This window comes from Methanopyrus sp., from assembly GCF_053997775.1.
Map to the genome: position 1 here is coordinate 81,065 of NZ_JBMXXF010000025.1, position 26,348 is coordinate 107,412.

Genomic DNA, 26,348 nt, shown 5'->3' on the forward strand with positions numbered 1-26,348 from the left:
TCCGGGAGGACGTGCGCGGGCCCGGGGATATTTAAGCTGAGGGTGACGGTGGCGGCGGGGGGAGCGGGTTGGAGGATTACGACCCGTCCCGGATCGAGCCGAAGTGGCAGAAGCGGTGGCTGGAGAACCGGGAGTACCGGTTCCGGGGCGGGAAGGAGCGACCGCCGTACGTGATCGACACGCCGCCCCCGTACCCCACGGGCGAGCTGCACATGGGGCACGTGCTCAACTGGACCTACATGGACGTGGTGGCCCGGTACAAGCGGATGCGCGGGTACGACGTGTTCTTCCCGCAGGGGTGGGACTGCCACGGGCTCCCGACCGAGGTCAAGGTGGAGGAGATGCACGGGATCACGAAGCGGGACGTGCCGCGGGAGGAGTTTCGTAAGCTGTGCGAGGAGCTCACGCTCGAGAACATCAAGAGGATGCGGGAGCAGCTGATTCAGCTCGGGTGCTCGATCGACTGGTGGACGGACTGCATCGACTTCGAGAACGAGGAGCTGCGCGAGCTCGGCTCCTACGTGACCATGGACCCGGACTACATCCGGCGGAGCCAGTACGGGTTCCTTGAACTGCTGGAGAAGGGCTACGCGTACCGGGAGGAACACCCGGTCAACTGGTGCCCGCGGTGCGAGACGGCCATCGCCTTCGCCGAGGTCGAGTACGTCACGCGCGAGACCTACCTCAATTACATCGAGTTCCCGGTCGCGGACGGGGATGGATCCGTCACGATCGCGACGACGCGGCCGGAGCTGCTCCCCGCCTGCGTGGCCGTGGCCGTGCACCCGGACGACGAGCGGTACCGGGACCTCGTCGGCAAGAGACTGGTCGTGCCGCTGCACGAGCGCTTCGGCGAGCGGGACGTGCCCTGGGAGGTGCCGGTCATCGCCGACGAGGAGGTGGACCCGGAGTTCGGTACGGGGATCGTGATGATCTGTACGTTCGGCGACAAGCAGGACGTGACGTGGGTCAAGCGGCACGACCTGCCGGTCGTGAAGGCCATCGACGAGCGGGGTCGGATGACGGAGGTGGCGGGCGAGTTCGCCGGGATGGAGGTGGAGCGGGCGCGCGCCGCCATCGTGGAGGCGCTGAAGGAGGAGGGGTACCTGAGGGACCGGGAGAAGATCACGCAAAACGTGGGCGTGTGCTGGCGGTGTAAGACGCCGATCGAGATTCTGGTCAAGGAGCAGTGGTTCGTGCGCGTGCGAGACCTGGCGGAGGAGGTGAAGCGAGCCGCAAGGAGGATGGCGTGGATCCCGGAGCACATGCGCAAGCGGCTCGAGGACTGGGCGGACTCGATGGACTGGGACTGGTGCATCTCCCGACAGCGGATCTTCGCGACCCCCATCCCGGTGTGGTACTGCAAGGAGTGCGGGCGGGTGATCCCGGCGGACAAGGACCAGCTGCCGGTGGACCCGACCCGGGATGACCCGCCCGTGGACGAGTGCCCGGAGTGCGGGTGCACGGAGTTCGAGCCGGAGACGGACGTGATGGACACGTGGATGGACAGCTCCATCACCCCGCTGGTGGTGCAGGGCTGGCCCGACAGGGAGCCCGAGCTGCCCGTGGACCTGCGCCCGCAGGGCCACGATATCATTCGGACGTGGTTGTACTACACGACCGTTCGCGCGCTGATCCACGCGGGCAGCGAGCCGTTCCGGGAGATCCTGATCAACGGGATGGTGTTCGGCGAGGACGGGCACAAGATGAGCAAGTCGCGGGGCAACGTGGTGGAGCCGACCGAGGTGATCGAGGAGTACGGCGCGGACGCCCTGCGGTACTGGGCCGTGTCCTCGGGCGCCCCGGGCTCGGACGTGCAGTACATGACCAAGACGATCCGCCGCGGCTACCGGTTCGCGAAGAAGGTGTGGAATATCTGCCGGCTGGTCAAGGACTACGTCGACCCGTCACTCTCCCCGGAGGACGTCGAGGACGAGCTGACGACCGCGGACCGGTGGATCCTGTCCCGGTACCACCGACTCGTGCGGAAGGTGACCGAGTGCCTGGAGGAGAGTTACCGGTTCAACGACGCGATCAAGGCGATCGAGGAGTTCGCATGGGAGGAGCTGGCGGACGACTACCTGGAGATGGCCAAGCTGCGGCTGTACCGGCCGGAGGAGCTGGGCGAGGGGTCGAAGCGGGCCGCCCAGGCCGTGCTCACGGTGATCGTGGACGGGCTGCTGCGGTTACTGGCCCCGTTCATGCCGTTCGTGACGGAGGAGCTGTACCACCGGCTGTTCGACGAGAGCGTTCACCGGCAGTCGTGGCCGGAGGCGGACGAGTCCTGGATCGACGAGCGGGCGGAGGAGTGCGGCGAGGTACTCCGGGCCATCGTGTCGGAGGTGCGGAAGGCGAAGACGGACGCCGGGCTGCGAATGGGCGCCGAGTTCGAGGGGCTCACGATCTACGTCGAGGACGGGGAGCTGGCGGACGCGCTGGAGGACTCGTTGCCGGACCTGTACAGCGCCACCCGGGCCGAGGAGATCCGGGTGGAGGTGGGCGAGCCGGAGCTGGAGAAGGTGCCGGTCAAGGTGGAGCCGCGGATGGACGTGATCGGTCCGCGCTACCGGGAGCTGACGGGCAGGATTATGGAGTACGTGGAGGAGCACGGGGAGGAGATCGCGCTGGAGCTCCGGGAGCGTGGGAGGGCGGTGATCGAGGTGGACGGGGAGAAGGTGGAGCTGGACGAGGAATGTGTGGACGTGGAGTGGGAGCTGCGGGTGAAGGGCGGGGAGGGGCGCGCCGTCGAGGTGCGGCCGGGAGTGATCCTGGAGATCAGGGGGCTTTAGAGCCCCGGAACAGGACGTCGCGCATGCTGTACACGCCGGGGGGCGCCTCAACCACGAACTTCGCCGCCACCAGCGCGCCCTTGGCGAACGCGTCCCGGGACAGGGCCCGGTGCGTGAGCTCGAGTCGCTCGTACTCCCCCAGCGCCATGACCGTGTGATCCCCGACGACCTCCCCGCCTCGGACCGCTAGGATGCCCACCTCGTCGTCTCCCCGGGGACCGACCTCTCCCTCCCGGCCGAACACTCTCCTTACCTCGCCCAGCTCCTCCTCCAGGATGTCGGCCAGCTTCAGCGCGGTCCCGCTCGGCGCGTCCACCTTGTGCCGGTGATGCACTTCGACGATCTCGAAGTCGAACCCGTTCTCCCCGAGCACCCGGGCCACCTGCCGGGTGAGTTCGAACAGCAGGTTCACGCCCAGCGACATGTTCGGCGAGATCACGGCCGAGACGCCGGCCTCCCGGACGGTCCGCTTGAGCCGCTCCAGCTCCTCCCTACTGAACCCCGTCGTGCCCACGACAAGGTCCAACCCGGCCTTCGCGGCCCGCGGAACGTTCTCCAGCGCCGCCTCCCGGGTCGTGAAGTCGATGGCCACGTCCGCCCCCTCCGCCAGGCTCGGGATGGCGGAGGGCGGCGACACCTCCACCCCGACGCTCTCGTTCCCGACGATCAGCCCGATGTCCCGTCCCAGGTGGGGAGATGAGGGTGAGGCCACCGCCCCCACCAACTCCAGCTCATCGTCCTCCAGCACCATCCGGCAGATCCGCCGGCCCATCCTACCCGTAGCGCCGATCACGATGACCCGGATCACCTGGATTCACCCTCTACGACCAGTTTGTGCCTCTTGTACTCCGGGGACAGTGTCCACTCGGCGGCCTTGTACCCCTCGGGCTTCGGTTCACGGTACCTAAAGCTTCCCTCATTCCACCTCCTTTCCATCTCCGACGTGTGCACGGCACCCACCACCACGGCCAGCCGGTCGAACTCCCGGGCGAGCTGGGCGATCCGACTCAGCATGTACTCCTCCCGGTACGAGAGGTGGAACCTCACGAACTCCTCCGAGGCCAGCAGCGGTACGTTCGCTCGCACCCGCTCCCCCAGGTGCCGGAGCTCGGGCTCCACGCGCTCGTACTCGAGGAAGAAGAGCTCCCCGGTGGGACCCATCGTTCTGTCCACCTCGCGCTCGAAATGGTGGACGCTGGGATCCTCCAGCGAGGTTGGGTTCCTCCGCCACCGCTCCGCCCGCAGCGACGCCGGCACGTCCACGGGGACGGGTACGGCCCCGGATCTCAGGCAGTACACCAGGGCCCCGTAGAGGTCCCGGTACACGCCCAGCAGCATCTTCACCGGGACGCGGACCAGCACCTCGATCCCCGCGTGGGGGAGCGGGGAGAGGGTGTAGTGCAGGGCCGTCTCCAGTCCCGCCGGGCTCGTCTCCAGGCAGACCGCCTCCGGCTCGAACCGCTCCAGGGTCCGATAGACGTAGTCCGAGACTCCGCGCTTGTGATGGTGCACCGAGATGAAAAGCACCTCCGCGTCCCGCCCGGTCTCCCCCTCCAGCCCGCCCTCGTACAGGTCCTTCAGCCCGTCCCAGAACACCCCCGGGGCCAGCCACGGGTGCAGATCGAACTCGGCGGACTCACCCATCGGGAATCCTATACGTTTCGAGGCTTCGAGCGCCGCCTCCCGCACGCGGTCCCGGAGGCCTGGGTGGGGGTCGAGCCGCTCGACGCACTCGTCCACCAGCCGGGGTAGGTCGAGCTCTCCCCGCTCGTTCACCGCGTCCCGCGCGTCCTCGGGCACCTTGCCCTCGATCAGCAGCGTGGGAAGGTGCTTGGAGCGCAGTATCAACGTCGACACGCCCCCTAAATCGGGAAGAGGTACCGGAGCGGGACGGTCACGAGCAGCGTCGCTCTACCGTCCAGCAGGTCCCGGGCGGAGCGTCCCTCCCTCATTAAAGCGCCAGGAGGCACCCAGTCCCTTAACTTGAGCACGCGCCGGTTTCCCCACTTCAACCACCCGTGAATGAGTGCGAGGCGCACCGGCACCTCGTGGAAATCCAGCCTCCTGCACAGCTCGGAGATCGTGCGGGCCCCGGTGAGCTCCCGCGCCAGGGTGTTGTACAGGGCGTCGTAGTCCGGGGGCATCGGGAACCGTCCCACCCTCCGAATACCCAGGAGGTACGTAAAGCCCCGGTAGGAGAACCGCACGCTCGTCACCCGACCACGACGCTCGACGGGCACGTGGACGCGGGAGGCGTCGACGCCCACCAGCCCGCACCTGCTCGACGCCTCCCCCGGGTCGTCGGTGACGATCACCACGGAGCGCGCGCGTGAGAGGGCCCGCCGCGCGTCGTCGGCCTCCCTCTCCTCCGCCACCACGACGGTCCTCCCGTCGAGCCTCTCGGGCTCGACCGCCCTTCCCGATTCCAGGCAGAGCTCGCGCACCTCAGGGCCCCAGCACGCCAGCCGTATGGTGGGTGGGAGGAGCTCCAGGAGCTCCGCGACGATGTCCCACGTGATTGCGAGGGGGCAGCAGTGCGAGGCCAGCAGGGACCCAATCAACCGGTCCCTCCCCTGAAGGGCTTCGGTGGGCGTCGGGAAAGGATGTTCGCCAGGCCGAGCGCGAACAGGGTGGAGCCCGCGAGAAGGAGTCCCACGAACGACCACCTAAGCAGCCCAAGCCGGTGGTGAGGCAGGATCCGGTACAGGTGCATCAGCGTGTTCAGGGGGCCGAGCAGCCCGGTGGCGGCGAGCAGCAGCATCGTCCCGACGCACACAAGGAAGCAGTCGGTGTCCCCCACCCTCAACGACATGCGGGCGTGCTTGATCAGGAAGAGTATGAGCGTTAGGGTCACGGCCATGCACGCGTATTGCTGAGCCACCCACAGGCTGACCCCATACCGGCACCCGAATTCCAGAGTCACCGTGACCTCGCTCACGGGCTCGATTCCCCTACGGGAGGAAGGGATCCTCAGGTTCCGGAACGTCCGGACTCGGTGGAATGCGGCGCTTGAAGGACGAGGAAAGCAGTCGCCGGCGCGCCTCCTTCACCTCCCGCGCGCTCACCTCCACCCCCCGCTCCCTGAGCCACGACACCGCCTCCTCCGGCGACAGTCCCTCGTCCACGAGCGCGTACAGGATCGCGTCGAGCCGGGGGTAGTCGATCCCCAACTCCTTCACGTCCGTCTGGCCGGGCCACAGCCGGGCGGACGGCTCTTTCTCCTCGACGATCCTCCTCGGAACCCCCAGGTGGTCCGCCACCAGGTACACCTGCGTCTTGTAGAGGTGCCGGATCGGGGCCAGGTCGCAGGCCCCGTCCCCGTGCAGCGTGAAGTACCCGGTGAGCCACTCCGTCCGGTTCCCAGTCCCGACGACCAGACCGCCCAGCTCGTTGGCGAAGTAGTAAAGCACGCACATCCTCACCCGGGCCTTGAGGTTGGCGTCGGCGGCCCGGTTGAACGGTCGACACGGCACGTAGGAGCCCGCACCGAACGCCTCCAGCACCCGGGTGATGTCGTGCACGTGGTACTCCACGCCGAACCGCTCCGCCGTTCGGACCGCGTCCTCCACGTCCGATTCCGGCGTGTCGCGCTCGGGGAGAATCAGCGCGACGACGCGGTCCTCGCCCAGCGCCTCCACGGTCAGCCCCAGGGCGGTCGCGGAGTCCACCCCACCGCTCAGCCCGATCACGGCGGTGTCCCGTCCCGCCTCCTCGAACACCCGTCGGATGAACCCGGTCACCCGCTCCACCTCGCGCCCCGGGTCCAGCCGGAGCTCCGGGATCGGGGGCTCGTACCGGGGCACGCCGCTTCCCCCTCAGAGCCAGTACTCTAGGATCCGCTTGAGCAGCCACCAACGGGAGTAGCCGGCCCCCTCCCGGGCCAGCCGGGCGGCCCGGGCCGCGTTGACCGCGGTATCCGGCGGTAACCTCACCCCGTAGGCCCGCTCCACCCGGTGCTGCACCTCGGCCGCCCGGTTCGGGTCGTCCTCGCCCCAGAGCACGCACACGGCCACCACGGTCGCGGCGGCCGCCCGCCTGCGGGCGTCGTTCCCGGCGGACTTCACGGCCTCCAGCACGGCCTGGGAGAACCGGGCGTCCCGGTCGGAGACCTGCACGCCCGCCCGGCGGAGCGCCTTGTGCACGCCGGCCAGCGCGGCCTCGCCCGTGGCCCGCACGGGGCTTCTCACGGTGATCGAGCACGGGGGCGCCCCGATCGAGGCCAGCGCCTCCGCGTAGGTCTCGGGGCGGCACACCGTGATCTCGGGTCCGACGTAGATCCGGTAACCTTGAACCTCCCGGTACGTCCTGGGGGGTCGGTCGTAAGGGGTCACGGCCGCGCAGCTGTAGATCTCCCCCGGGGTGTACCGGCGACCCGTGATCTCGGCGGCGATCCGGTTGGTCTCCTCCGCCGTCACCACCTCGCGCCGGGCGCCGGACACGTCCACGCCCACCGATCGGAACAGCCGGACGGCCCGGTCGGTCGCGTGCCGCCAGGTCGTCTCACCGAAGGTCACCACGGGGCGTTCCACGTATCCCCTACCGTAGTTGACCTCGTAGTACGAGCCGCCGGTCGCCGTCGCGATAACCGCGACGATCACGATCGCGAGCGTCCGTCGCAACCCGGACACCCTGGTCCGGGGTCGATGCGCGTTGAAAAAGCTGGCCGTCTACGGCAAGGGTGGGATCGGAAAGTCCACCATCGCGGCGAACGTGGCCGCGGCGCTGGCGGAGGAGGGTCTGGACGTGATGCTCGTCGGGTGCGACCCCAAGGCCGACTCCACGCTCCTGCTCACGGGTCGGTTGATCCCCACGGTGATGGGCGAGTACCGGAGGAAGGGGGAGGACCTGTCCGCGGAGGACGTGATCTTCGAGGGCGACTTCGGGGTGCGCTGCGTGGAGTCCGGGGGACCGAAGCCGGGCGTCGGGTGCGCGGGCCGGGGCGTGCTGAAGGCGCTGGAGCTGCTGGACCGGTGGGGAGCCTTCGAGGGGGTGGACGTGGTCATCTTCGACGTGCTGGGTGACGTCGTGTGCGGGGGGTTCGCGCTGCCGATCCGCCGGGGGTTCGCGGACCGCGTGTTCGTCGTCACGTCCAGCGAGCCGATGGCCCTGTACGCGGCGAACAACATCTGCGTGGGGGTGGCGGAGTACGCGCGCCGGGGCGGGGCGAGGCTGGGCGGGGTCGTGCACAACCGGCGCGTGGAGGAGTCCGATCCCGACCGCGTGCGGGAGTTCTGCGAGCGGGTTCGCGCCGAGCTGGTCTACGATCTGCCCTTCCTGCGGGAGGTGCGGGAGGCGGAGGCGCGGCGGAGGACCGTGATCCGGGCGTTCCCGGACTCCGAGGCGGCGGACCGGTTCCGGGAGCTGGCGGACCGGATGTTGCGGGCCCGGGGCACCGTGCCGGAGCCGATGGGCGAGCGCGAGGTGCTGGAGTTCCTTGGACTCTCCTAGGCGCGACCGAACACCAGGAAGCCCGTGTGGCCGCGGGCCCGACCCGGCCGGGTGCCCCTCGGCTCCACCCGCACCTCCCGCTCGATCAGCTCCACGGCCTCCAGCCACGAGCACCGGTCCTCCAGCGCCTCCCACACCCTCCTCACCTGCTCGTAGAACGGGCAGAACACGGCCACCTTCCCCCCGGGGCCGAGCCGGTCGAGGCCCACCCGAAGCACTTCCTCGGGCCGGGGTAGGTCGAGGACCAGCGCGTCGAACTCGTCCTCCTCGCTCTCCAGGAACTCCCGGGCGTCCCCGCGCCGCAGCTTGACGCTTTCCTCGTAGACGCGGCCCAGTCGTCGGAGGTTCCGGCGCGCCCGCTCCAGCCGGTCCCCGTCGATCTCCACCCCCACCACCTCGCCCTCCGGGTACACGATCCGGGCCAGGGAGGCCGTGAGGAACCCGGAGCCGACGCCCGCCTCGAACACGCGGTGCCCGGGGAGCAGGCCGAGGCGCTCCGCGATCAGCCCCGCGTCCTTGGGCTCGATCGGCCGGGTCACGCGCTCGAAGACGGTGGCCTTCAGCCGGTCCAGGTCCAAGCGTCACACCCCGAGGAGCTCCGGGATGGAGGTGGACTCCAGGATCTCCTCGGCCCGGTCCAGGTTCCTAAGGAAGGCCCGCCGCACCGCGTCGTACCCCGGGGGGCGCCACTCCCCGCCCGAGATCCACCGCAGGAAGGCGTGCCGGAACCGCCGGTTGAAGAAGATCCCGTGGAGGTACGTACCGAGCACCGGGGGGTTCGTGCGGTACGCGCCGTCGACGCCCGAGCCGTCGTTCCCGTACCCGTCGCGGACCCGGAGGAAGGCCGGATCCCGGGTTCGGGTGCGGCCCTCGTGTATCTCGAACCCCTCCACCTCGATGCCCCGCAGCCGGGGGTGCAGGACGCGCCCGCGGGCCCGCACGGTGACCTTGGTTGCGTCGGCGGGGAAGACCGTGGTCGCGTTGAGCAGGCCCAGCCCGGGCACGGACTCGCCCTCGTCCAGCTCGGCCCCCGCCTCGTCGATCAGCTTCCGGCCTAGCATCTGGTAACCGCCGCATACGCCGAGGACGACGGTGCCCTCCCGGGCGGCTCGGACGATTTCCTCGTCCATGCCGTGCCGGCGGAGCTCCTCCAGGTCGGAGACCGTGGTGCGGGTGCCGGGGAGGATGACGGCGTCCGCTCCCTCGGGTATGGAGTCGCGGGGATCCACGAACTCGACGCGGACGTCGGGTTCCATGGCCAGGGGTTCGAAGTCGGTGAAGTTGGCGATGCGAGGGAGTCGGACGACGGCCACGTGCACGGTGCCGCGGCCGGGGGAGTGGGCGTCCAGGGCCTCGGAGTCCTCCCAGGGCATCCAGAAGTCCTCGACGAATCCGAGGGTGCCCAGGTACCGGACGTTGAGCCGGCGTTCGAGCTCGCGGATCCCGGGCTTCAAGAGGGACTCGTCGCCCCGGAACTTGTTGAACAGGAAGCCCTTGATGAGCCGGCGCCAGCGCTCGGGGATGAGTTTGATCGTCCCGTAAACGGCGGCGAACGCCCCGCCCCGGCTGATGTCGGCGACGAGCACCACGTCCGCGTCCAGGAGCTCCGCCACGCGCAGGTTCGCGATGTCGGTGTCGAGGACGTTGATCTCGGCCGGCGAGCCGGCGCCCTCCGCCACGATGACCTCGTGCTCCTCGGTGAGTCGCTCCGCCGACTCCTGCACGGCCTCCCAGGGCTCGTCAAGGGCGATCCGGCGGTACTCGTCGTACGTCATGGTGCCCAGGGGGCGGCCGTGCACGATGACCTCGGAGCGGCGCTCGCCGCGGGGCTTGAGCAGCACCGGGTTGTGGTGGATCGAGGGGTCCAGCCCGGCCATGCGGGCCTGGAAGGCCTGGGCGACGGCGATCTCCCCGCCCTCTCGGGCGACGTAGGAGTTCAGTGACATGTTCTGGGACTTGAACGGGGCCGCGTCCACCCCGCGCCGGCGCAGGTAGGCGCACAGGGCGGCGGTGAGGAAGGACTTGCCGGAGTTGGAGCAGGTCCCCACGAACATGATCGCGGTCAAGGTCAGCCCCGGTTTAGCCGACCGTAACTCGGGCTAATTTCTGCCGTCGGGTCGGACGCGGAGGGGGCGGTCCCCGGTACCTATTTCTCGGCCGGGGACGGCGCCCGCCGGGGTGGTTCAGGGTTGACGGGGTTGAGGCGCGCGATCCGGTGGTTTCGGTCGCTGAGCGGGTGGAGGGCCGCGGTCGTGTACGTGGTCCTCGGCGTGGCGCTGGGGTACGGGCTCCGGTACGGGCTGGGGTTCGTCCTGGGCACGCCGGACCCGGTGGTGACGGTGATCTCGGAGAGCATGTACCCGTACTACAACGTGGGTGACGTGCTGGTGGTCGTGGGCGTGCCGTACGGCGAGATCCGCCGGGGGGACGTGGTGGTGTACCGGTTGCCGGGCCGGTCGGTGCCGATCGTGCACCGGGTGATCGCGAAGACGCCTCGGGGCGTGGTCACGAAGGGGGACAACAACCCGCTGCCGGACCCGTGGTCGCCGGTGCCGCCGAAGTACATCAGCGGGAAGGTGGTGCTGCGGATCCCGTACGTGGGGTACCCGAAGGCGCTGCTGGATCGGTACCTGTACGGGGCGGGGTAGGCTACTCCTCGACCCGCGGGGCCAGGTAGAACTTCAGCCGGCCCTCGCCGGCGGGACCGATCCGGAACTCGAGCTCCAGCGGCATGTCCTCGCCGAGCCGGATGATGACGCTCTCGGCGCCCTGGGCGGCCTGGATCATGTCCTTCAGGTAGTCCAGCGGGTAGGCCGTCTCCACGTTCTCCTCGGCGTCGAAGCTCAGCAGGGCCTCGGCGCCCTCCCTCACCTTCGGCTGCACCACGCCCCGCTCGCCCTCCGCCTTGAAGTAGAACGTCCCGTCCTCCACGCCGACCTTCACGGTGTCGCTGACCAGGTCCGCGTCCCGCACGGCGTCCTGCACGAAGTCCGGAACCACCGTGACCTCCACCGTGTAGTCCAGCTCGGGCTCGTCCGGGATGTCCTCGACCTCGATGCTCCGCAGCCGGAACTCGCGCTCGTAGCCGCCCGAGGCCAGCTTAACGATCACCTCCTCCTCGTTCTCCGCCTCCAGGGTGAACTCGTCCGTGACCCGCGCCCGCCGGACGATGCGGGTCACCTCCTCCATGTCCAGCCCGTAGATCAGCTCGTCCTCCTCCGTCGGGGCCTCGTACTCGTCGAACATCTCCCAGGGCATCTCGAGCACGGCCATGGCGATGTGCGAGGCGTCCATCGCCCGGGACAGGATCCCCTTGTCCGGAGAGACGATCAGCGGGGCCTCCTCCACGACCTTGCCGGCCGCGTTGAACGCGTACTTGAAGTACCTGGCCTCCTCCTGGTACGCCCGGAACAGGGTCATGCGCTCGCCCCCGGCCGGGTTCGGCGGGGAGGCTGTTTATTCTTGATGGGTCACCCGGCGCACGTCCCGCCAGAGCTCGGGCTCCAGGTTCAGCCGCTGTACGGCGTGCGGCTCGAGCGTGATCCGGTCCTCGCCCGCGTCGATCACGACGCCGAAGACGCGGACCACCTCACCCCGCTTCGGTGTCCCCTCGGTCCGCTCCCCGCGCTCGTCCCTCACCTCCATCGTCTCCGTCGGGGGGCACCTCACGATCCTCCTCCCGTCGTCGATCGTCAGCGGATCCTCGCTCACCACGATCCCCGTCACCACCACCCGATCCCCGGGCTCCGGACTCCCGCTCGGAGGCTCGTACATCCTCACCACCCCGGTCGGACTCGGACTTCCCCTCAGCCTCCCGTTCCACCTCCTCGAGCAGGTCCGCCGCGCGCTTCACGCACCGCAGTGCCCTCAGGGCGTAGGTGAGCGCGTTGTACTTGGCCGGGATGCGCTCGGACCCCTCCTCCAGGTACTTCTCCGCCTTCCTCAGCAGCCCCAGCGCGGCCCGCACCTTCTCATTCTCCCGGAACTTCAGGGCCCCCATCCCCGCCATCACCGTCCCCGACAGGAACCCGGAGACGATCGCGAAAAAGCGGTCGCACAGGGCCGGGTTGTCCGTCTCCGGGAGCCGAGGTGGCTCCGAGAAACCGTTCAAGGCGTAGGAGGAGATCGTGAGCACGGCCGCCCCCAGGGCCAGCAGCGCGGCCCCCTCTACCTCCCTCCTCAATCCACAATCCCCGCGTCCCGGAGCATCCTGTAGTGGTCGAAGGCCAGGTTCTCGGGGGACAGCTCACCCGGATCCACCACCTCCACGTCGGCCGCGTCGGAGCCAGCCCGCAGCTCGCCCCCCTCCACCCTGCAGAGGAAGCACACGGAGACGACGTGCCCGCGGGGGTCCCGGTCGGGGTCCGAGTACACGCCCACGAGCCGCTCGGGCCTGACCCTCAGCCCGGTCTCCTCGCGGACCTCGCGGGCCACGGCCTCCTCCACGGTCTCGCCGCACTCCACGAACCCGCCGGGCAGGGCCAGCCGGCCCTTGAACGGCTCGCGTCCCCGCCGGATCAGCACGATCCCACCCTCGTAGGGGACGATCCCGTCGACGGCGAGGGCGGGGGCCGGGTACCGGCCCTTGCACACGCAGAAGCATTTGGTTTTCCCGGTCATCCGATCACCCCGGGAGTGCCACGTGCTCGTTTCCGATCCGCACCCTCCTTAGCCCCGCCACCTCCCGGGCGAGCCGCTCGGCCGTCTCCAGCTCCGACCTCAGCGGCGGGCGGGCGGACAGCTTGTACTCCGGGAAGTACGCGAGAATCGTGAACGGGATGTCCCGGTCGACCTGGGCAACGTGGTGCGCGATGCGCAGGATCTGGTCCGCCTCCACGTGCCCGGGGATGTAAAGCGTGCACACCTCCACCACGATGTCGTGCTCCCGAAGCAGTTCAACGCTCTCGAGCGTGTAGCGGTTGGTGGCCCCCGTGAGCCTTCGGTGCGTCTCCTCATCCCAGGCCTTGATGTCCAGCCACACGGAGTCGAGGCCGGCCGCGGCCAGCTCCTCCACGTGCTCCCTCACGAGCCCGAACCCGTTGCTCTCGAGCAGCACCCACAGGTCGTCGGTCTCGCGCTTGAGCGCCCGGATCGCCTCGACGTAGAAATCGGGCCGGCAGGTGAGGTCGCCGCCCGTGAACGCGACGATGTTGCGGGCCGGTCCCCATCCCTGCGGGCTGAGGACGAGGTCGTCCGGATCGACCCGACCCGGGCACCAGTCGGGCCGCTCCCCCAGCACGCACCGACCGCATCCGAGGCAGAGGTCGTGGGCGTGGAACGCCGTGGCCCGCTCCCTGGGTTCCCACACGGTCACCCGCTCCCGGTACTCGAGCGCGCGCTCGACGAAGTCCTCGGGACCCCACCAGGTACCCACCGGGCGCTGCGTGAACCGCCAGGAGTGGCAGAACTTGCACTCCCAGTTGCAGCAGCTCTGGTACACGGAGTAATAGTGCTCCGGCCGGGACAGGTGGGCGTCGTGGATCAGGCGCCTGCCGTCCTTAAGCCCGGCCCGGCAGGCGGGCTTCCCCTGCACCTCGCACCGCTCGGCCCGCTCGTACCCCAGCTCAACCATCCTGCAGGTCAACCTCGACCGGGATCCCCAGCCGACGTGCCTCCTTCACGATCTCCGACGGGGGGAGGTTCACCACCTCGCGGACGCTTTCAAGGGCTTCGCGATCCAGCCGGTCGAGCCCTTTTAACTCGAGCCGGAGCCGGCGCCGGGCGAACCGGGGCGATTGCACGCTGAGGACGGCCTCCCGAAGGCTCTCACCCTCCACCAGCACCCGGCACAGCGCCTCGACCAGCGCGTTGATGCGGTCGGGGACCCCCTCGACGCGGCCGCGGAGCGTGATCTTGCGCCGGATCACGTCGGCCGGGATCCCGGGGGCCAGCTTCTCGGTCCAGCCCTGCATGTTATCGTCCACGATGCCGCCCAGCGCGAAGACGTCGTAGCGCCGCAGGTCCCGCTCCGTCAGCTCCTCCTCCGCGTTCGGGTCGAGCAGCACGACGCGGTCCTCACCCAGCCTCGAGAGCAGCGTCTCCCAGTCCGAGAAGCCCCCCTCGAACGTCGGGAACGCCCGGGCGAACCGCTCGCGGGCCTCCGGCGGGGCGTTGACGAGGGTGAGGTGCCGGTCGGAGAGGTACCGTCGGAGGGTGGACGCGGTGACCGCGGTCTGCCGGATCAGGTTCGTCCGGCCGAACCGGGAGTGCTCCCCCCAGAACCGGAGGTCCACGACGAAGTGCGGGCGGGCCGGGTACCCGGGGAGCCGGGCCTGCAGCTCTTCGGCCGGGATCTCGGCGTCCCGGGAGGCGGTCGTCCGGTAGTCGGACCTCTCCCCATCCCCGGGCACGGTGAGCCTCAGCCCTCTCCAGCCGGTGATCGATCGGACGGGCACCTCCTCCGGGTCGAACCCCAGCCCCTTCCGGGCCGCGTACAGCGCGAACCGGTTCACCGCGGCGCGCCCGGTCGCCCGGCCCGTCTTGTACCCTCGCGGCAGGAGGAGGCGACCCCGGCCCAGCAGCCCGAGCAGCGCCTCGGCCGGGGTCGCGATCCGGGCCGTCATCTAGCCTCCTTCACCCCGCGAGCGCTCGATCCTCAGCTCTCGGAGTCCCTTGAGCCCGCGCAGCTCGCGCAGGACCTCCTCGTGAACCACGTTCTCCGCCTCGAAGCGCATCACGGCGATTCCGTCGACGACCTGCAGCTCGGTCTCCAGGATGTTCACCCCGGCCCGGGCGAACCGCTCGGACACGTCCGCCAGCAGGCCCGGCCGGTCCTCCGCCTTCACGGTGATCCTCGCGCGGGAGCCGCCGCGGCGGACCAGCCGCACCCGACCCTCGGAGCGGACCAGGACGACGGAGTCGCAGGTGGGGTACACGCCGCCCCCGCGGCCGGGCTTGGTGCGGACGAGCCCCAGGTCCTTGAGGATCTTGATGTACCGGTCCATCGTGCTACGGTGCAGCCCGAGCCGCTGCGCGAGCTCGGAGACGGTGGTGCCCGGATTGTCCACAACGAGTTCCAGGATATCCCGGGCCCGCCCCCGCAGGTGCACGGCCCGTAACCCCCGTCGGTATTTTCACAAAAGCACGTCGGTGGATAAAGGCGCGTCGGGGTCTCGATGCCCGCGGACTGGATCCCGGATTCCCCCGACGAGCTCTTCCGGCGGATCCGCTCCGGCGAGGTGATCGAGCTCGGTCAGAACACCAACCGGCTCGGGCCGCCGGAGGAGGTTCGGAGGGCCGTGGTGCGGGCCGCCCTGGAGGCCCCGTACAACGTGTACACGAACCCGCGCGGGGACGTGCGACTGCGCCGGAGCGTCCTGGAGTACTTCGGGCTGGAGGATGACGAGTTCGAGGCGGTGATCACGAACGGGGCGATCGAGGGCGTGCACGCCACCATCAGGGCTCTGGCGAGCAACGGGGTGGCCGTGACTCCGGACCCCGGGTACAAGACGATCGACGGGATGATGATGGCCGAGGGGGTGGAGGTGCAGGAGGTGGACGTGTACTCCCCGGAGGTCGGGTACAAGATGACCGCGGAAGCGGTCCAGGAGGCGCTCGACGGGCGGCTGAAGGACCTCGACCTGATCTTCGTGATCAACCCGCTGAACCCGCTGGGCAGCAGCCTCAGCGAGCGCGAGCTCCGGGCCCTGGTCGAGCTGGCCCAGGACGCCGACGCGTTCCTCGTGCACGACTGCACGTACCGGGACTTCGCTCCGCACCGGCCCGTGGCCTGCGAGATGGATCCGGAGCGCTGCGTGGACCTGTACAGCTTCTCCAAGACCTACGGGATGGCGGGGCTCCGGGTGGGTGCCATCGTCGGGGAGAAGCGGCTGCTGGAGCAGATCTGCCGGTACAAGGTGAGCAAGCTCGGGATCAACGCCATCGCGCAGGAGGCGGCCATCACCGCCCTGCGCGTGCGGGATCGGTGGGTGCCGAGGCTCGTGCGCGAGACGCGCCGGAACCAGCGGCTGATCAAGCGCGAGTGCGAGGGGGACGGCGTGAAGATCCCGGTGTACCCTTCCCACGCTAACTGCCTGGTCCTGGACTTCTCAGAGTACGAGCATCTGGACTCTCGCACCGTGGTGGGCAAGCTTTACACGGAGCACCGCATCTTCGTTCGCACCGGGTACTACACGAGCACGCGGCACGGGCGCGGGTTCATCCGCGTGGCCTTCTCCGCGCCCCGGGAGGACATCGAGCGGTTCTGCGAGGCCTTCAACGAGGTGATCGGGGAGCTGGTCCGGTCTTGACCGTGATCCTGGAGGACGAGGTCCTGAGGGCGCTGCGGAGGAGGGGCATCGAGGTCCCGGAGTACGCCGTGCTGGAGTCGCCGGAGGAGGCGCGCGACCTGGACCTCGACCCGCCGTACGTGGTGAAGCTGCTGCACCCGAAGGTCACGCACCGGGCCCGGGAGGGGGCCATCCGGACCGCCGTGCCGTCCCGGCGCGACGTCGAGGAGTTCTCGCGGACGCTCTTGGATCGGTGGCCGGACGGCCGGATCATGGTGCAGCGGCACGTGGACACGGTCGGCGGGGTCGAGGCCTTCCTGGGGATCAAGCGGGATCCCACCTTCGGCCCGGTGATCCTCCTCGGGCTGGGGGGCGGGCTCGTGGAGGAGCTGGGCGCGTACATCGTCCGGCGGCCGCCCCTAGAGCCCGAGGAGCTGGAGCGGGCCCTGCGCCGGGTGCCCGGGGGCCGATCGCTGCTCTCCGAGCTGAGCGCCGAGGACCTGTGCGACGTGGCGCACCGGGCGTTGAGGGCCTACCGGGAGGAGGGGTGGACGGAGCTGGACGTTAACCCGATGCTGCTACGGGACGGGGAGGCGGTGGCGCTGGACGGCCTGGCCCGGGGGTGATCAGCCGAGGAGCCGTCGGACCAGCGCGACCCCGCGGCGCGCTCCCTCCACGCTCTTCACCTCGATCACGGGCAGCTCGCCGGCCTCCAGCACCTCGCCCAGCTCGCGCTCCCGGAGGATCCCCTCGCCCGGGGGCCGGTGCTCGTCCCGGTCCCCCGAGTTATCGTGCACGTGAATCACGCAGGGCTCGAGCTCCTCCAGGTAGGGGAGCGGCGAGCCCTCGCACGTGAGCGCGTGGCCGACGTCCAGCGCGAAGCGGCAGCCGCTGGCCCGGACGATCTCCGCAATCTCCTCCGGGCTCGAGCCCAGCAGGAGCTCGTGGTCGGGCATGTTCTCCACGGCGGGCACGAGACCCTCCTTCCTCACGACCCGCCTCACCTCGCGCAGCGCCTCGATGCAAAGGTCCATGGCGAGGTCCCGGTCGCCCACGGTGACCGGGGTGAGGTGGCCCGGGTGCACGACGACGTACCGGGCTCCCAGGTCCCTCGCGAGCTCGGCCGACCGGCGCAGGACGTCGAGCGCGTACTCGCGGTGATGATCGCTGGGCGTGGCGAGGTTCACGTCCGCGAAGGGGGCGTGCACGGACTCCACGTCGACGGTCAATCGTCCGGGGTCGAGCCGGGAGGGTTGGTGCGACCCCTCCAGAATCAGCTCCACCCCGTCGGCCCCGGTGAGGTCGGGAAGCTCGTTGATCCGCCCCGTGTCCGCCCACCAATCGCCAACGCTTAAGGAGGAGACGGCCACCCTCATGCCGGGCCCCGGTTCGATCGGGGCCGGGGCCCGGGTTAAGGTGTCGGGGGATGTTCCGGTTGATCGTGGAGATCGCCGTGTACCCGCTGGGCACCGGGTCCACGAGCTTCAGTCGGGAGGTGGCCTCGGTCGTTCGGGCCCTGGAGGAGGGTGGCTTCGAGCCCGAGGTGGGGCCCATGGGTACCGTGGTGGAGGCGGAGGACCTCGAGGAGGCGTTGGAGGCGATTCGGGTCGCCCACGAGGAGGCCGTGAAGCACGCGGATCGGGTCGTGCTCATGGTCCGGATCGACGATCGGCGCGATCGGGAGGTGACGGCCAGGGGGAAGGTGGAGGCGGTGAAGCGCCGGCTTCAGGAGGAGTAGTACAGCTCGACGGCCCTCGCCAGCAGCTCGGTTAGGACCCTCTCCGAGGTCTCCGTGACCGTGCGGGCGGTCTCGGTGTCCGTACCTCGGGCGGCGATGTAGACCTCCTCGCCCAGCTCGAAGCGCCCGGCGAACACCTCCTCCCCCTCGCAGGATCCGTACACCTCCACGGCCTCGCCTCGGGGCAGGTCCTCCCGCTTCTCCGCCCGGATGATGCGGGGGCGGCGGTTCATCACGTCCCGGAGCTCGCGCTCCAGCCGCTCCTTCGCCTGGAGGACGGAGTCGTCGTCCACGCTTCGGGAGATCTCGGATTCCTCGGTGGAGAACCGGAACCGGCCGTCCCGGTAGCTGAGGTAGGCCCGCTCCGGAAGGAGCTCGTCGTCCAGGGCGGTGAAGAGGACCCGGTCGGGCAGGGCGGTGAGGTACAGGTGGCGCATGCCGACCGGGCCCCGGGTTTCGGTGCGGTGCCGAGGCTTTTGTGGGGTTCCCCGAAACCCCTTTGTTCGAATCGTTACGGGGATCGTAACGTATCGGAGCGGCGGTCAGGGGCCGGATCTCACGTCCAGGTACCGGTGCACGATGACGATGCACTGGTCGGCGTGGTAGGGGATCGGACCCAGGGAGATCACGGCGTCGGCCCGGCGGCGGAGGAGCTCGTCCTGCTCCGGGGTGGTGCCCTCGTGGTCCCCGAGCACGAACACCGCGTCCTCCTCGGGGTCCACCTCCTCCAGCGGCTTTCCGTCCTCGCAGAGGTAGTAGAGGGTGGCGCCGCTCAGCTCGTCCAGGAGCTCCTCGAGGTCCAGCCTTCGGACGTAGAAGCCGGGGTGGGGTTCCGTCCCGGGCTCGGCGGCCAGGGCGCGTCGGAGGTGGATGGCGGTGGTCCGCTCGTCCGGATACAGGCGCCGCACCCGGCGTCCGGTGACCGTGATCAGCTTGGGAGGGTCGTCCGGGCCGCGGAGGAGCAGGTGGACGACGGAGTCCGTGCGCACGCCGTGAGAGTAAAGCAGGGCCTGGGTGGTCACGCGGCAGACGAGGTCGAAGCGGCCGGAGCCGGGAAGGTCCTTCAGGCGGACGCGCTCCGGGGTGGTGGGGGCCTCGTTGAAGATCACGAGGAACTCCCTCACGTTACGACCCCCGTAACGATTGGCCGGGGGCGTGGGGAGGGGGTTAGGAGGCCTCATGCCTTCTCGATGAGCTCGTTGAACTCCTCCTCCATCCGCTCTCGGATCTTGCGGATCTCGTCCACCGCCTCCTCGTTCGGGATCTCCTTCATCCGGGCGATGTCGTCGATCACCTTCATCTCCAGGATGTCGTCGATGGACACGCCCTTGTCCAGGGCCTCCTCCGCTAGGTCCCGGAAGTGGAGGATGGTCTTCAGCATCTCGTACTGCTTCTCCGGCGGGCAGTACGTGTCCACCTCGTGGAACGCGTTCTGCTGCAGGAAGTCCTCCCGGATCATGCGGGCGACCTCGAGGATCAGGCGCTCGCTCTCCGGCAGCGCGTCCGGGCCGACCAGCTGGACGATCTCCTCCAGCTCCGACTCGCGCTGTAGGATCTCCATCGCCTCGTCGCGCAGCTTCCGCCAGTCCTTGCCCACGTTCTCGTGCCACCAGTCCTCCACGTCGTCCAGGTACAGCGAGTAGGACTGCAGCCAGTTGATCGCCGGGAAGTGCCGCCGGTCCGCCAGCTTGGAGTCCAGCGCCCAGAACACCTTCACGATCCTGAGCGTGTTCTGCGTCACCGGCTCCGAGAAGTCGCCGCCCGGCGGGGAGACCGCGCCCACGACCGTGACGGAGCCGATCCGGTCGTCGGAGCCGAGGCACACGACGCGACCGGCCCGCTCGTAGAACTCGGCCAGCCGGGACGCCAGGTACGCCGGGTAGCCCTCCTCGCCCGGCATCTCCTCCAGCCGGCCGGAGATCTCTCGCAGGGCCTCGGCCCACCGGGACGTGGAGTCCGCCATCAGCGCCACGTCGTAGCCCATGTCCCGGTAGTACTCGGCCATGGTGATGCCCGTGTAGATGCACGCCTCCCGCGCGGCCACGGGCATGTTCGAGGTGTTCGCGACCAGGATGGTGCGCTCCATCAGGGGCTTGCCCGTGCGCGGGTCCTCCAGCTCCGGGAAGTCCTCCAGCACCTCCGTCATCTCGTTGCCGCGCTCGCCGCACCCGATGTACACGACGACCTGCGCGTCCGCCCACTTCGCCAGCTGCTGCTGGGTGACCGTCTTACCGCTCCCGAACGGGCCGGGGATGGCCGCGGTACCGCCCTTGGCGACCGGGAAGAACGTGTCGATCACGCGCTGACCCGTGATCAGGGGCTCCTCCGGGTCGAGCTTGCGCTTGTACGGTCGGGGCCGGCGCACCGGCCACTCCTGGTACATCTTAACCTCGTGCTCCTCGCCCTCCTCGTCCTCGATGACCGCGATCGTCTCCTCGACCGTGTACTCGCCCTCGTCCGCGATCTCGATCACCTCGCCCGAGATCCCGGGCGGGACCATGATCCTGTGCTCGATGAGCTCGGTCTCGGGCACGGTGCCCAGGATGTCGCCCTCCTCCACCTTGTCGCCTTCCTTCACCTTCGGCGTGAACTCCCACTTCTTCTTCCGGTCCAGGGCCGGCAGCATGACGCCGCGCTCGACGAAGTCGCCGACCTCCTTCCGGACCTCGGGCAGCGGGCGCTGGATGCCGTCGAAGATCTGGGTCAGCAGGCCAGGACCCAGCTCCACGGACAGCAGCTCGCCCGTGCCCCGGACCGGCTCGCCCGGCTGCAGGCCGGCCGTCTCCTCGTACACCTGGATCGTGACCCGGTCGCCCTCGACGTTGATGACCTCACCGATCAGCCCCTCGTCCCCGACCCGGAAAACCTCGTACATCCGCGCGCCCTCGCATCCCACCGCCTCGACCACCGGTCCCGCCACCTTCACGATCTCGCCCTTCACCTGGGCCATGCTAGGACCGCCCCTGCCCCTCGATCTTCTCGACGTCGATCTCGACGCCCACCGCTCTCTTAACGATTTCCTCGATCTCGACCTCCTCCTTCGGACCCTCCGGACCGGGCACGGTCACGAAGATGGGGGTCGCCTCCCCGCGCGAGAGCTTCTCCTCCTGGATCTCCTCGATGACCTCCTTCGCCTCCTCCGCGACGTCCTCGGTGAGTATGATCACGCCCACCTCCGGGTCCGAGGCCAGTTCGCGGACGGCCTCCTTCGGGTCCACCTCACCGGCCTCGATCGTGCGCACGCCGGCGAGCCGGAAGCCCGGGGCGACCCGGTCGTCGACGATCGCGGCCACGACGTACGACATGAGGTCGGCCCCCTACACCGGGGCGAACTCCACGTCGGCCACCTTCGCGTTGATCAGCGCGATCAGGTTGTCGACCTCCCGCTGCTTGGCGTACACGGACTGGACGATCGCGGGAGCGCCCACGATGTCCGACTGGACGAAGTCCAGGACCGTCTCGTACCGGGCGCGCCGGACGGCCCGGTCCAGGACGTCCGCGCTCCCGGACTCCGAGTACTCCTCCAGCGCGTCCCGCAGGTACCGGCCGAAGGAGGTGCCGGACACCTGCTCCACCACCTCGCTCGGATCCTCCGCCTCCGCCAACTCCCTCCTACGCCATTCCGCGAGCTCCCAGCCCCCGTCGGCCATGGCCCGGAGCACCGTGTCGGGGTCCAGCCCCATCAGGGCGCCGCGGAGCGCCACCTCCACGTTGTACAGGTCGATCTCCAGCCCGAGCAGCCGGGCGAGCTCCTCTCCCACCTCCTCACCGGTCGCCAGGTCCCACAGATACTCGTAGTAGGCCCGGTCCAGCGCGAGCTCGACGGGCAGCAGGGAGCCCGTCTCCTCGTACTCCCGCAGCGCGTCCTCCAGGCCCCGGTCGTACGGGGTGCCTCGCAGCCGCTCGAGGACCTCCTGCACCGACTTCGCGTCCCGAACCTCCCGCCACGTGTCCTCCTCCAGCAGGACGGGCCGGTCCACGAGCTCACTGGGCTCCTCGCCCGCGTGCAGGGCGCGGATCACGGCCTTCAGATCCTCCAGCTCGTACCGGGCCATCAGGGCCTTGACCATCGCCTCCACGTCCTCCGGACCGGACTCGGCCAGCCGGTCCATCACGGCCTCCACGGCGCGCCGCTTGATGGCCACCTCAACCGGCTCCGTGTTCCCCCGCATCATTGGCCTGACCCGATCCGGCTCGATCCCCAGCTCCTCCAGCCGGGTCGCCAGGTCGCGCAGCGAGGCCTCACTCAGCTCCTCGAACTCCTCCACCTCCAGCGTCTCGGCCTCCAGGGCCTTGGCCTTGGGCAGCGGGTAGGCGTACGGGGCGTACCTCCAGACCACGTCGGTGATCGGGATGGAGAGCACGATGGCGAGCACCGTGACGAGCGCGAGCACGCCAACCGCGATCAGCACGTAACTCTGAGTGGAGAGATGAAGCAGGTCCACGGGGCCCTAGCCCCCGAAGAGCGCGTCCGAGACCCTCCGCACCAGCTCAGACCTCATCCTCCGCATCCGGGCCTCCACGGAGTTGTCGAACACCTCGGACCCGTCCTCGCTCTCCGCGATCACCCCGCCCAGGATGTCCACCGGGTCCCCCAACTCAACCTCCTTGTCCACCTCCACGCGCACGTCCGGGAGTAGCTCCTCCATCGCCTCCCGATCGCGCTCGTTGACCCGGAGGATCACCTTGTCCGCCGAGATCGCCCGGGCGGCTTCCACCGCCGCCCGCTCCAGGAACTCCAGGTAGCGGCGGCTCCCCTCCTCACTCAGCTCCCGGATCCGCCTCCGGGCCCGCTCCAGCGCCTCCTCGATGCACTCCTCCTTCGCCTGAAGCTTCAGCTGCCGGGCTTCCAGCCGCGCCTGCGCGATCTCCCGACGCTTCCGGGTCTCCGCCTCCCGGCGAGCCCGGTCCAGGATCTCCCGACGCCGCTCCTCGGCCTCCCTCCTCGCTTTCTCCAGGATCTTCTCCGCCTCCTCCTCAGCCTCCTTCACGATCTCCTCCGCCTCGCGCTCGGCCTCCTCCAGTATCCTCTCCTCCAACTCCTTCAGACCCATCCGGCGCGCCCCCGAGGGGGATTAAGTGGCGGCGAGCGCGGCGAAGACGATCAGGATCGCGATGAGGAGTCCGTAGATCGCCTGCGTCTCCGGGAGCACCGAGAAGATCAGCGAGCGACCGAACGCCTCCTCCCGCTTGGTCATCGAGGCGGAACCCCGGGCCGAGGTCACGCCCTGTCCCACGCCGGACAGCCCGGCGAACCCCACGGAAACCCCGGCCCCGAGCGCCGCGAGACCGGCGGCCAGGTTCGCCTTCGGCGAGCTGCTGAGCAGCCCCGCCGTCGACATGCTGATGATGGCGATGAGCATCCCGTAGATGGATCGCGTCTCCGGGAGGATCGAGAGGATCAGGGACCGGGCGAACAGCTCGGCCCGCTCGGACAGGGCGCCCGTACCGCCCGCCGCCGCGATCCCCTGACCGATGCCGGACGTGCCGGCGACGCCGACCGCTAGGCCCGCGCCCAGCGCCACCAGGCCGGCCCCGACGCTGACCCCGCTCGCGCTGGTCATGACCGGCAGCAGCGCCAGGATACCGATCAGAAGCCCGTAGATGGACTGGGTCTCCGGTAGGATGGAGAACACGATCGACCGACCGAACAGCTCGGAGCGCTCCCGCACGGCGGTCGCGCCGGCGGCGGCGGAGAGTCCCTGACCGATACCGGAGCTACCCGCGATGCCGACCGCGAGGCCGGCCCCCAGGGCCGCCAGCCCGGCGCCCAGCGACGGTGACTTCGTGCCTCCTAGGATGCCCAGGAACATCATCACCAGGATCGCGATGAGGAGTCCGTAGATCGCCTGCGTCTCCGGGAGCACCGAGAAGATCAGCGAGCGACCGAACAGCCCCGGGTCTCGCACGACGTTGCCGATGCCGGCGGCCGCGGTGACGCCCTGTCCCACGCCGGACAGGCCCGCCATTCCGATCCCCACGCCCGCGCCGAGCGCCGCGAGACCGACCGCCGCGTTGCCGCTGAACGACCCGCTCATCACGCCCAGACCGACCATCACCAGGATCGCGACGAGCAGGCCGTAGATGGATCGCGTCTCCGGGAGGATGGAGAAGATCAGCGATCTACCGAAGGAGCCCGGGTCCCGCTCGAGGGCCCCGATGCCGCTGGCGGCGGCGATCCCCTGACCGATACCGGAGAAGCCGGCGATTCCAACCGCGAGGCCCGCTCCGAGCGCGGCCAGCCCCGCGGCCACCGGGGCGCTGGCCTTCAGGGCGAACGTGGTCAGCAGGATCGCGATGAGGAGCCCGTAGATGGACTGGGTCTCCGGTAGGATGGAGAACACGATCGACCGACCGAACAGCTCGGGGCGCTCGGACGAGGCGCTCGCGCCACCCGCCGCCGCGATCCCCTGACCGATCGCGGAGCTTCCCGCCAGTCCGACGGCGAGGCCGGCGCCGAGCGCGATCAGGCCGGCCCCGGCGCTCACTCCACCCGCTCCTCCGCCCAGAACGCCGCAGGTCATCATCACCAGGATCGCGGTGAGCAGGCCGTAGATCGCCTGCGTCTCCGGGAGCGCCGAGAAGATGATCGCCCGGCTGAAGAAGCCCTCGTCCTTCACCAGGGTGGCGGAGCCGCTGGCGGCGGCGAAGCCCTGACCGATCCCCGAGACTCCCACGAGCCCCACGGCGAGGCCGGCCCCGACCATCGCCAGTCCGGCTCCGAACGCGCCGGACTTGAACGCTGAGATCGCCAGGATCGCGACGAGCAGGCCGTAGATGGCCCGCGTCTCCGGGAGGATCGACAGGACCAGGGATCGGGCGAACAGCTCGTTCCTCTCCACCGTGGCCTTGACGCCGCCGGCCGCCGCGATCCCCTGACCGATGCCGGACGTGCCCGCGAACCCGACCGCCAGCCCGGCCCCGAGCACGGCCAGCGCGGTCGCCAGGTTCGCCTTGGTACCCACCAGGAACGCGGCAATGATGGCAGTCAGCAGGCCGTAGATGGCCTGAGTCTCGGGGAGCACCGAGAGCACGAGCGCCCGACCGAACAGCTCCTCCCTCCTGAGGATGCCGGAGATCCCGCTCGCGGCGGCGATCCCCTGGCCGATCCCGGACGTTCCGGCGATGCCGACCGCGAGGCCCGCGCCCAAGGCCAGGATTCCGGCCGCCAGGGACATCGACGGGCTCATCAGCGAGAACATTACCAGGATCGCGACGAGTAGGCCGTAGATCGCCTGCGTCTCCGGAAGCACCGAGAATACCAGCGCCCGACCGAAAATACCCTCATCCTCGGCCATGGCCTTGATGCCGCTCGCGGCGGCGATGCCCTGACCGATCCCGGAGGTGCCGGCCAGTCCGACGGCGAGACCTGCTCCCAGGGCCGCCAACCCGGCGCCCAGGGAGGCGGGGCCGCCGCCCAGGATGCCCAGGATCTGGGCGATCAGTACCGCCACCAGCAGGCCGTAGATGGCCTGGGTCTCGGGGAGCACCGAGAACACGAGCAGCCGGCCGAACAGCTCCTCCTTTCGCATGATCGCGGAGATGCCGCTGGCGGCGGCGATCCCCTGGCCGATCCCGGACGTGCCCGCTAGACCGACGGCCAGTCCGGCCCCCACCGCTGCGAGCCCGGTGCCCAGGGAGACCTTGACCGAACCGCCGCCCAGCATCCCGGCCCCAACCAGGATGATGATGCCGACGAGTAGGCCGTAAATGGCCTGGGTCTCCGGGAGGACGGAGTACACGATGGCGCGGCCGAAGAGGGCCTCGTCCTTGAGCATCGCCCCGATCCCGCTCGCGGCGGCGATCCCCTGACCGATCCCCGAGATACCGGCCAGTCCGACGGCGAGACCTGCTCCCAGCGCGGCCAGGGCGGCGCCCATGGTGATCGTCTTGGCGGCGCCCAGGAAGCCGATGCCCACGAGGATGAGGATCGCGATGAGGAGCCCGTAGATCGCCTGGGTCTCCGGGAGGACGGAGAAGACGATGGCCTTGCCGAAGGCCCGCTCGTCCTCCGCCACCGCGCCGGCGCCGGCCGCGGCGGCGATCCCCTGGCCGATACCGGAGCCTACCCCCGCCACGCCCGCCGCGATGCCCGCGCCTATGGCGGCGATCGCGAGCTCGGTGCTGACCATTCGGCTCACCCCG

29 protein-coding genes are annotated in these 26,348 nt (G+C 69.7%); 6 read left to right on the plus strand and 23 right to left on the minus strand.

Going from position 1 to position 26,348, the window contains the following annotated elements; all coding sequences use genetic code 11:
* The first annotated feature begins 68 nt into the window (after positions 1–68).
* A complete protein-coding gene (locus tag ACXJJV_RS03470; protein ID WP_456466780.1) occupies positions 69–2,789 on the plus strand; it encodes a valine--tRNA ligase in 2,721 nt (906 codons plus the stop codon).
* Here ACXJJV_RS03470 and dapB read toward each other — a convergent pair.
* From dapB to ACXJJV_RS03500, 6 genes are read right to left on the minus strand one after another with little or no spacing between them, the layout of a single operon-like run.
* Complete coding sequence (gene dapB / locus ACXJJV_RS03475; protein WP_456466781.1) at positions 2,776–3,597, minus strand: 4-hydroxy-tetrahydrodipicolinate reductase; 822 nt, start codon at positions 3,595–3,597, stop codon at positions 2,776–2,778. The genes ACXJJV_RS03470 and dapB overlap by 14 nt on opposite strands.
* On the minus strand, positions 3,594–4,637 hold the full coding sequence (locus tag ACXJJV_RS03480; RefSeq protein WP_456466782.1) for a hypothetical protein: 1,044 nt from the start codon (positions 4,635–4,637) through the stop codon (positions 3,594–3,596). Before ACXJJV_RS03480 ends, dapB begins: the two co-directional genes overlap by 4 nt.
* A gap of 14 nt (positions 4,638–4,651) precedes the next feature.
* Entirely contained in the window at positions 4,652–5,350 is a 699-nt protein-coding gene (locus ACXJJV_RS03485; RefSeq protein WP_456466783.1) for a hypothetical protein, read from the minus strand.
* Positions 5,347–5,727 carry a hypothetical protein gene (locus tag ACXJJV_RS03490; protein WP_456466784.1) on the minus strand — a complete coding sequence of 127 codons (381 nt, stop codon included), beginning with the start codon at positions 5,725–5,727 and terminating at the stop codon, positions 5,347–5,349. The genes ACXJJV_RS03485 and ACXJJV_RS03490 overlap by 4 nt, the downstream gene beginning before the upstream one ends.
* Positions 5,728–5,740: 13 nt before the next feature.
* Entirely contained in the window at positions 5,741–6,592 is an 852-nt protein-coding gene (locus ACXJJV_RS03495) for an NAD+ synthase (protein ID WP_456466785.1), read from the minus strand.
* Positions 6,593–6,604: 12 nt separating this feature from the next.
* Complete coding sequence (locus tag ACXJJV_RS03500; protein ID WP_456466786.1) at positions 6,605–7,408, minus strand: DUF1002 domain-containing protein; 804 nt, start codon at positions 7,406–7,408, stop codon at positions 6,605–6,607.
* 31 nt (positions 7,409–7,439) lie between these two features.
* Here ACXJJV_RS03500 and ACXJJV_RS03505 point away from each other — a divergent pair, with 31 nt between their 5' ends.
* Positions 7,440–8,237 carry a nucleotide-binding protein gene (locus tag ACXJJV_RS03505; RefSeq protein WP_456466787.1) on the plus strand — a complete coding sequence of 266 codons (798 nt, stop codon included), beginning with the start codon at positions 7,440–7,442 and terminating at the stop codon, positions 8,235–8,237.
* Here the strand turns inward: ACXJJV_RS03505 and ACXJJV_RS03510 are convergent.
* A complete protein-coding gene (locus ACXJJV_RS03510; RefSeq protein ID WP_456466788.1) occupies positions 8,234–8,815 on the minus strand; it encodes a methyltransferase domain-containing protein in 582 nt (193 codons plus the stop codon). The two genes, ACXJJV_RS03505 and ACXJJV_RS03510, sit on opposite strands and share 4 nt — an antisense overlap.
* 3 nt (positions 8,816–8,818) lie before the next feature.
* Positions 8,819–10,303, minus strand: a complete 1,485-nt coding sequence (locus ACXJJV_RS03515; RefSeq protein WP_456466789.1) for a cobyric acid synthase — start codon at positions 10,301–10,303, stop codon at positions 8,819–8,821.
* A gap of 132 nt (positions 10,304–10,435) precedes the next feature.
* On the opposite strand from ACXJJV_RS03515, the gene ACXJJV_RS03520 reads away from it, so the two are divergent.
* Positions 10,436–10,885, plus strand: a complete 450-nt coding sequence (locus tag ACXJJV_RS03520; protein ID WP_456466790.1) for a signal peptidase I — start codon at positions 10,436–10,438, stop codon at positions 10,883–10,885.
* 1 nt (position 10,886) lies between these two features.
* On the opposite strand, the gene pcn is transcribed toward ACXJJV_RS03520, so the two are convergent.
* Genes pcn through ACXJJV_RS03555 form a run of 7 tightly spaced genes read right to left on the minus strand, consistent with a single transcriptional unit; the run spans position 10,887 to position 15,286 of the window.
* Positions 10,887–11,657, minus strand: coding sequence for a proliferating cell nuclear antigen (pcna) (pcn, locus tag ACXJJV_RS03525; RefSeq protein WP_456466791.1), 771 nt, complete (start codon positions 11,655–11,657; stop codon positions 10,887–10,889).
* A 36-nt stretch (positions 11,658–11,693) separates the two neighbouring features.
* Positions 11,694–11,825, minus strand: a complete 132-nt coding sequence (locus tag ACXJJV_RS03530; protein ID WP_456466792.1) for a hypothetical protein — start codon at positions 11,823–11,825, stop codon at positions 11,694–11,696.
* Between the two features lies 1 nt (position 11,826).
* Complete coding sequence (locus tag ACXJJV_RS03535) at positions 11,827–12,420, minus strand: hypothetical protein (protein ID WP_456466793.1); 594 nt, start codon at positions 12,418–12,420, stop codon at positions 11,827–11,829.
* Positions 12,417–12,857: an NUDIX domain-containing protein gene (locus tag ACXJJV_RS03540; RefSeq protein WP_456466794.1), complete on the minus strand. Its 441-nt coding sequence runs from the start codon at positions 12,855–12,857 to the stop codon at positions 12,417–12,419. Before ACXJJV_RS03540 ends, ACXJJV_RS03535 begins: the two co-directional genes overlap by 4 nt.
* 4 nt (positions 12,858–12,861) lie before the next feature.
* Complete coding sequence (locus ACXJJV_RS03545) at positions 12,862–13,809, minus strand: radical SAM protein (protein WP_456466795.1); 948 nt, start codon at positions 13,807–13,809, stop codon at positions 12,862–12,864.
* A complete protein-coding gene (locus ACXJJV_RS03550; protein WP_456466796.1) occupies positions 13,802–14,800 on the minus strand; it encodes a hypothetical protein in 999 nt (332 codons plus the stop codon). Before ACXJJV_RS03550 ends, ACXJJV_RS03545 begins: the two co-directional genes overlap by 8 nt.
* Positions 14,801–15,286, minus strand: a complete 486-nt coding sequence (locus ACXJJV_RS03555; RefSeq protein WP_456466797.1) for an HTH domain-containing protein — start codon at positions 15,284–15,286, stop codon at positions 14,801–14,803. It lies immediately after the preceding gene.
* Positions 15,287–15,352: 66 nt separating this feature from the next.
* Here ACXJJV_RS03555 and ACXJJV_RS03560 point away from each other — a divergent pair, with 66 nt between their 5' ends.
* Positions 15,353–16,486: a pyridoxal phosphate-dependent aminotransferase gene (locus tag ACXJJV_RS03560; RefSeq protein WP_456466798.1), complete on the plus strand. Its 1,134-nt coding sequence runs from the start codon at positions 15,353–15,355 to the stop codon at positions 16,484–16,486.
* 2 nt (positions 16,487–16,488) lie between these two features.
* Positions 16,489–17,091, plus strand: coding sequence for an acetate--CoA ligase family protein (locus tag ACXJJV_RS03565; protein WP_456466861.1), 603 nt, complete (start codon positions 16,489–16,491; stop codon positions 17,089–17,091).
* Here the strand turns inward: ACXJJV_RS03565 and ACXJJV_RS03570 are convergent, their stop codons facing one another.
* Positions 17,092–17,841, minus strand: coding sequence for a sugar phosphate isomerase/epimerase family protein (locus ACXJJV_RS03570; protein WP_456466799.1), 750 nt, complete (start codon positions 17,839–17,841; stop codon positions 17,092–17,094).
* Between the two features lie 65 nt (positions 17,842–17,906).
* Between ACXJJV_RS03570 and ACXJJV_RS03575 the strand changes: the two genes are divergently transcribed.
* The gene (locus ACXJJV_RS03575; RefSeq protein WP_456466862.1) at positions 17,907–18,203 is read left to right on the plus strand and encodes an MTH1187 family thiamine-binding protein; all 297 of its coding nucleotides are present in this window, start codon (positions 17,907–17,909) and stop codon (positions 18,201–18,203) included.
* Here the strand turns inward: ACXJJV_RS03575 and ACXJJV_RS03580 are convergent.
* The 7 genes from ACXJJV_RS03580 to ACXJJV_RS03610 form a co-directional block, all read right to left on the minus strand.
* Positions 18,191–18,640, minus strand: coding sequence for a hypothetical protein (locus ACXJJV_RS03580; RefSeq protein ID WP_456466800.1), 450 nt, complete (start codon positions 18,638–18,640; stop codon positions 18,191–18,193). The genes ACXJJV_RS03575 and ACXJJV_RS03580 overlap by 13 nt on opposite strands.
* A gap of 105 nt (positions 18,641–18,745) precedes the next feature.
* The gene (gene trmY / locus ACXJJV_RS03585) at positions 18,746–19,327 is read right to left on the minus strand and encodes a tRNA (pseudouridine(54)-N(1))-methyltransferase TrmY (RefSeq protein WP_456466801.1); all 582 of its coding nucleotides are present in this window, start codon (positions 19,325–19,327) and stop codon (positions 18,746–18,748) included.
* Positions 19,328–19,380: 53 nt separating this feature from the next.
* The gene (locus ACXJJV_RS03590; protein WP_456466802.1) at positions 19,381–21,153 is read right to left on the minus strand and encodes an ATP synthase subunit A; all 1,773 of its coding nucleotides are present in this window, start codon (positions 21,151–21,153) and stop codon (positions 19,381–19,383) included.
* 1 nt (position 21,154) lies between these two features.
* Positions 21,155–21,508 carry a V-type ATP synthase subunit F gene (locus ACXJJV_RS03595; RefSeq protein WP_456466803.1) on the minus strand — a complete coding sequence of 118 codons (354 nt, stop codon included), beginning with the start codon at positions 21,506–21,508 and terminating at the stop codon, positions 21,155–21,157.
* 12 nt (positions 21,509–21,520) lie between these two features.
* On the minus strand, positions 21,521–22,648 hold the full coding sequence (locus ACXJJV_RS03600; protein ID WP_456466804.1) for a V-type ATPase subunit: 1,128 nt from the start codon (positions 22,646–22,648) through the stop codon (positions 21,521–21,523).
* Between the two features lie 6 nt (positions 22,649–22,654).
* Complete coding sequence (locus ACXJJV_RS03605; protein WP_456466805.1) at positions 22,655–23,257, minus strand: V-type ATP synthase subunit E family protein; 603 nt, start codon at positions 23,255–23,257, stop codon at positions 22,655–22,657.
* A gap of 21 nt (positions 23,258–23,278) precedes the next feature.
* Entirely contained in the window at positions 23,279–26,335 is a 3,057-nt protein-coding gene (locus ACXJJV_RS03610; protein WP_456466806.1) for an ATP synthase subunit C-like protein, read from the minus strand.
* Positions 26,336–26,348: the final 13 nt, after the last annotated feature.

Coding starts and splice junctions, on each gene's coding strand:
- ACXJJV_RS03595 (WP_456466803.1), bottom strand. CDS start 21,508: ATGTCGTACGTCGTGGCCGCGATCGTCGACGACCGGGTCGCCCCGGGC.
- ACXJJV_RS03605 (WP_456466805.1), bottom strand. CDS start 23,257: ATGGGTCTGAAGGAGTTGGAGGAGAGGATACTGGAGGAGGCCGAGCGC.
- ACXJJV_RS03560 (WP_456466798.1), top strand. CDS start 15,353: ATGCCCGCGGACTGGATCCCGGATTCCCCCGACGAGCTCTTCCGGCGG.
- ACXJJV_RS03610 (WP_456466806.1), bottom strand. CDS start 26,335: ATGGTCAGCACCGAGCTCGCGATCGCCGCCATAGGCGCGGGCATCGCG.
- ACXJJV_RS03570 (WP_456466799.1), bottom strand. CDS start 17,841: ATGAGGGTGGCCGTCTCCTCCTTAAGCGTTGGCGATTGGTGGGCGGAC.
- ACXJJV_RS03550 (WP_456466796.1), bottom strand. CDS start 14,800: ATGACGGCCCGGATCGCGACCCCGGCCGAGGCGCTGCTCGGGCTGCTG.
- ACXJJV_RS03580 (WP_456466800.1), bottom strand. CDS start 18,640: ATGCGCCACCTGTACCTCACCGCCCTGCCCGACCGGGTCCTCTTCACC.
- ACXJJV_RS03545 (WP_456466795.1), bottom strand. CDS start 13,809: ATGGTTGAGCTGGGGTACGAGCGGGCCGAGCGGTGCGAGGTGCAGGGG.
- ACXJJV_RS03590 (WP_456466802.1), bottom strand. CDS start 21,153: ATGGCCCAGGTGAAGGGCGAGATCGTGAAGGTGGCGGGACCGGTGGTC.
- ACXJJV_RS03540 (WP_456466794.1), bottom strand. CDS start 12,857: ATGACCGGGAAAACCAAATGCTTCTGCGTGTGCAAGGGCCGGTACCCG.
- pcn (WP_456466791.1), bottom strand. CDS start 11,657: ATGACCCTGTTCCGGGCGTACCAGGAGGAGGCCAGGTACTTCAAGTAC.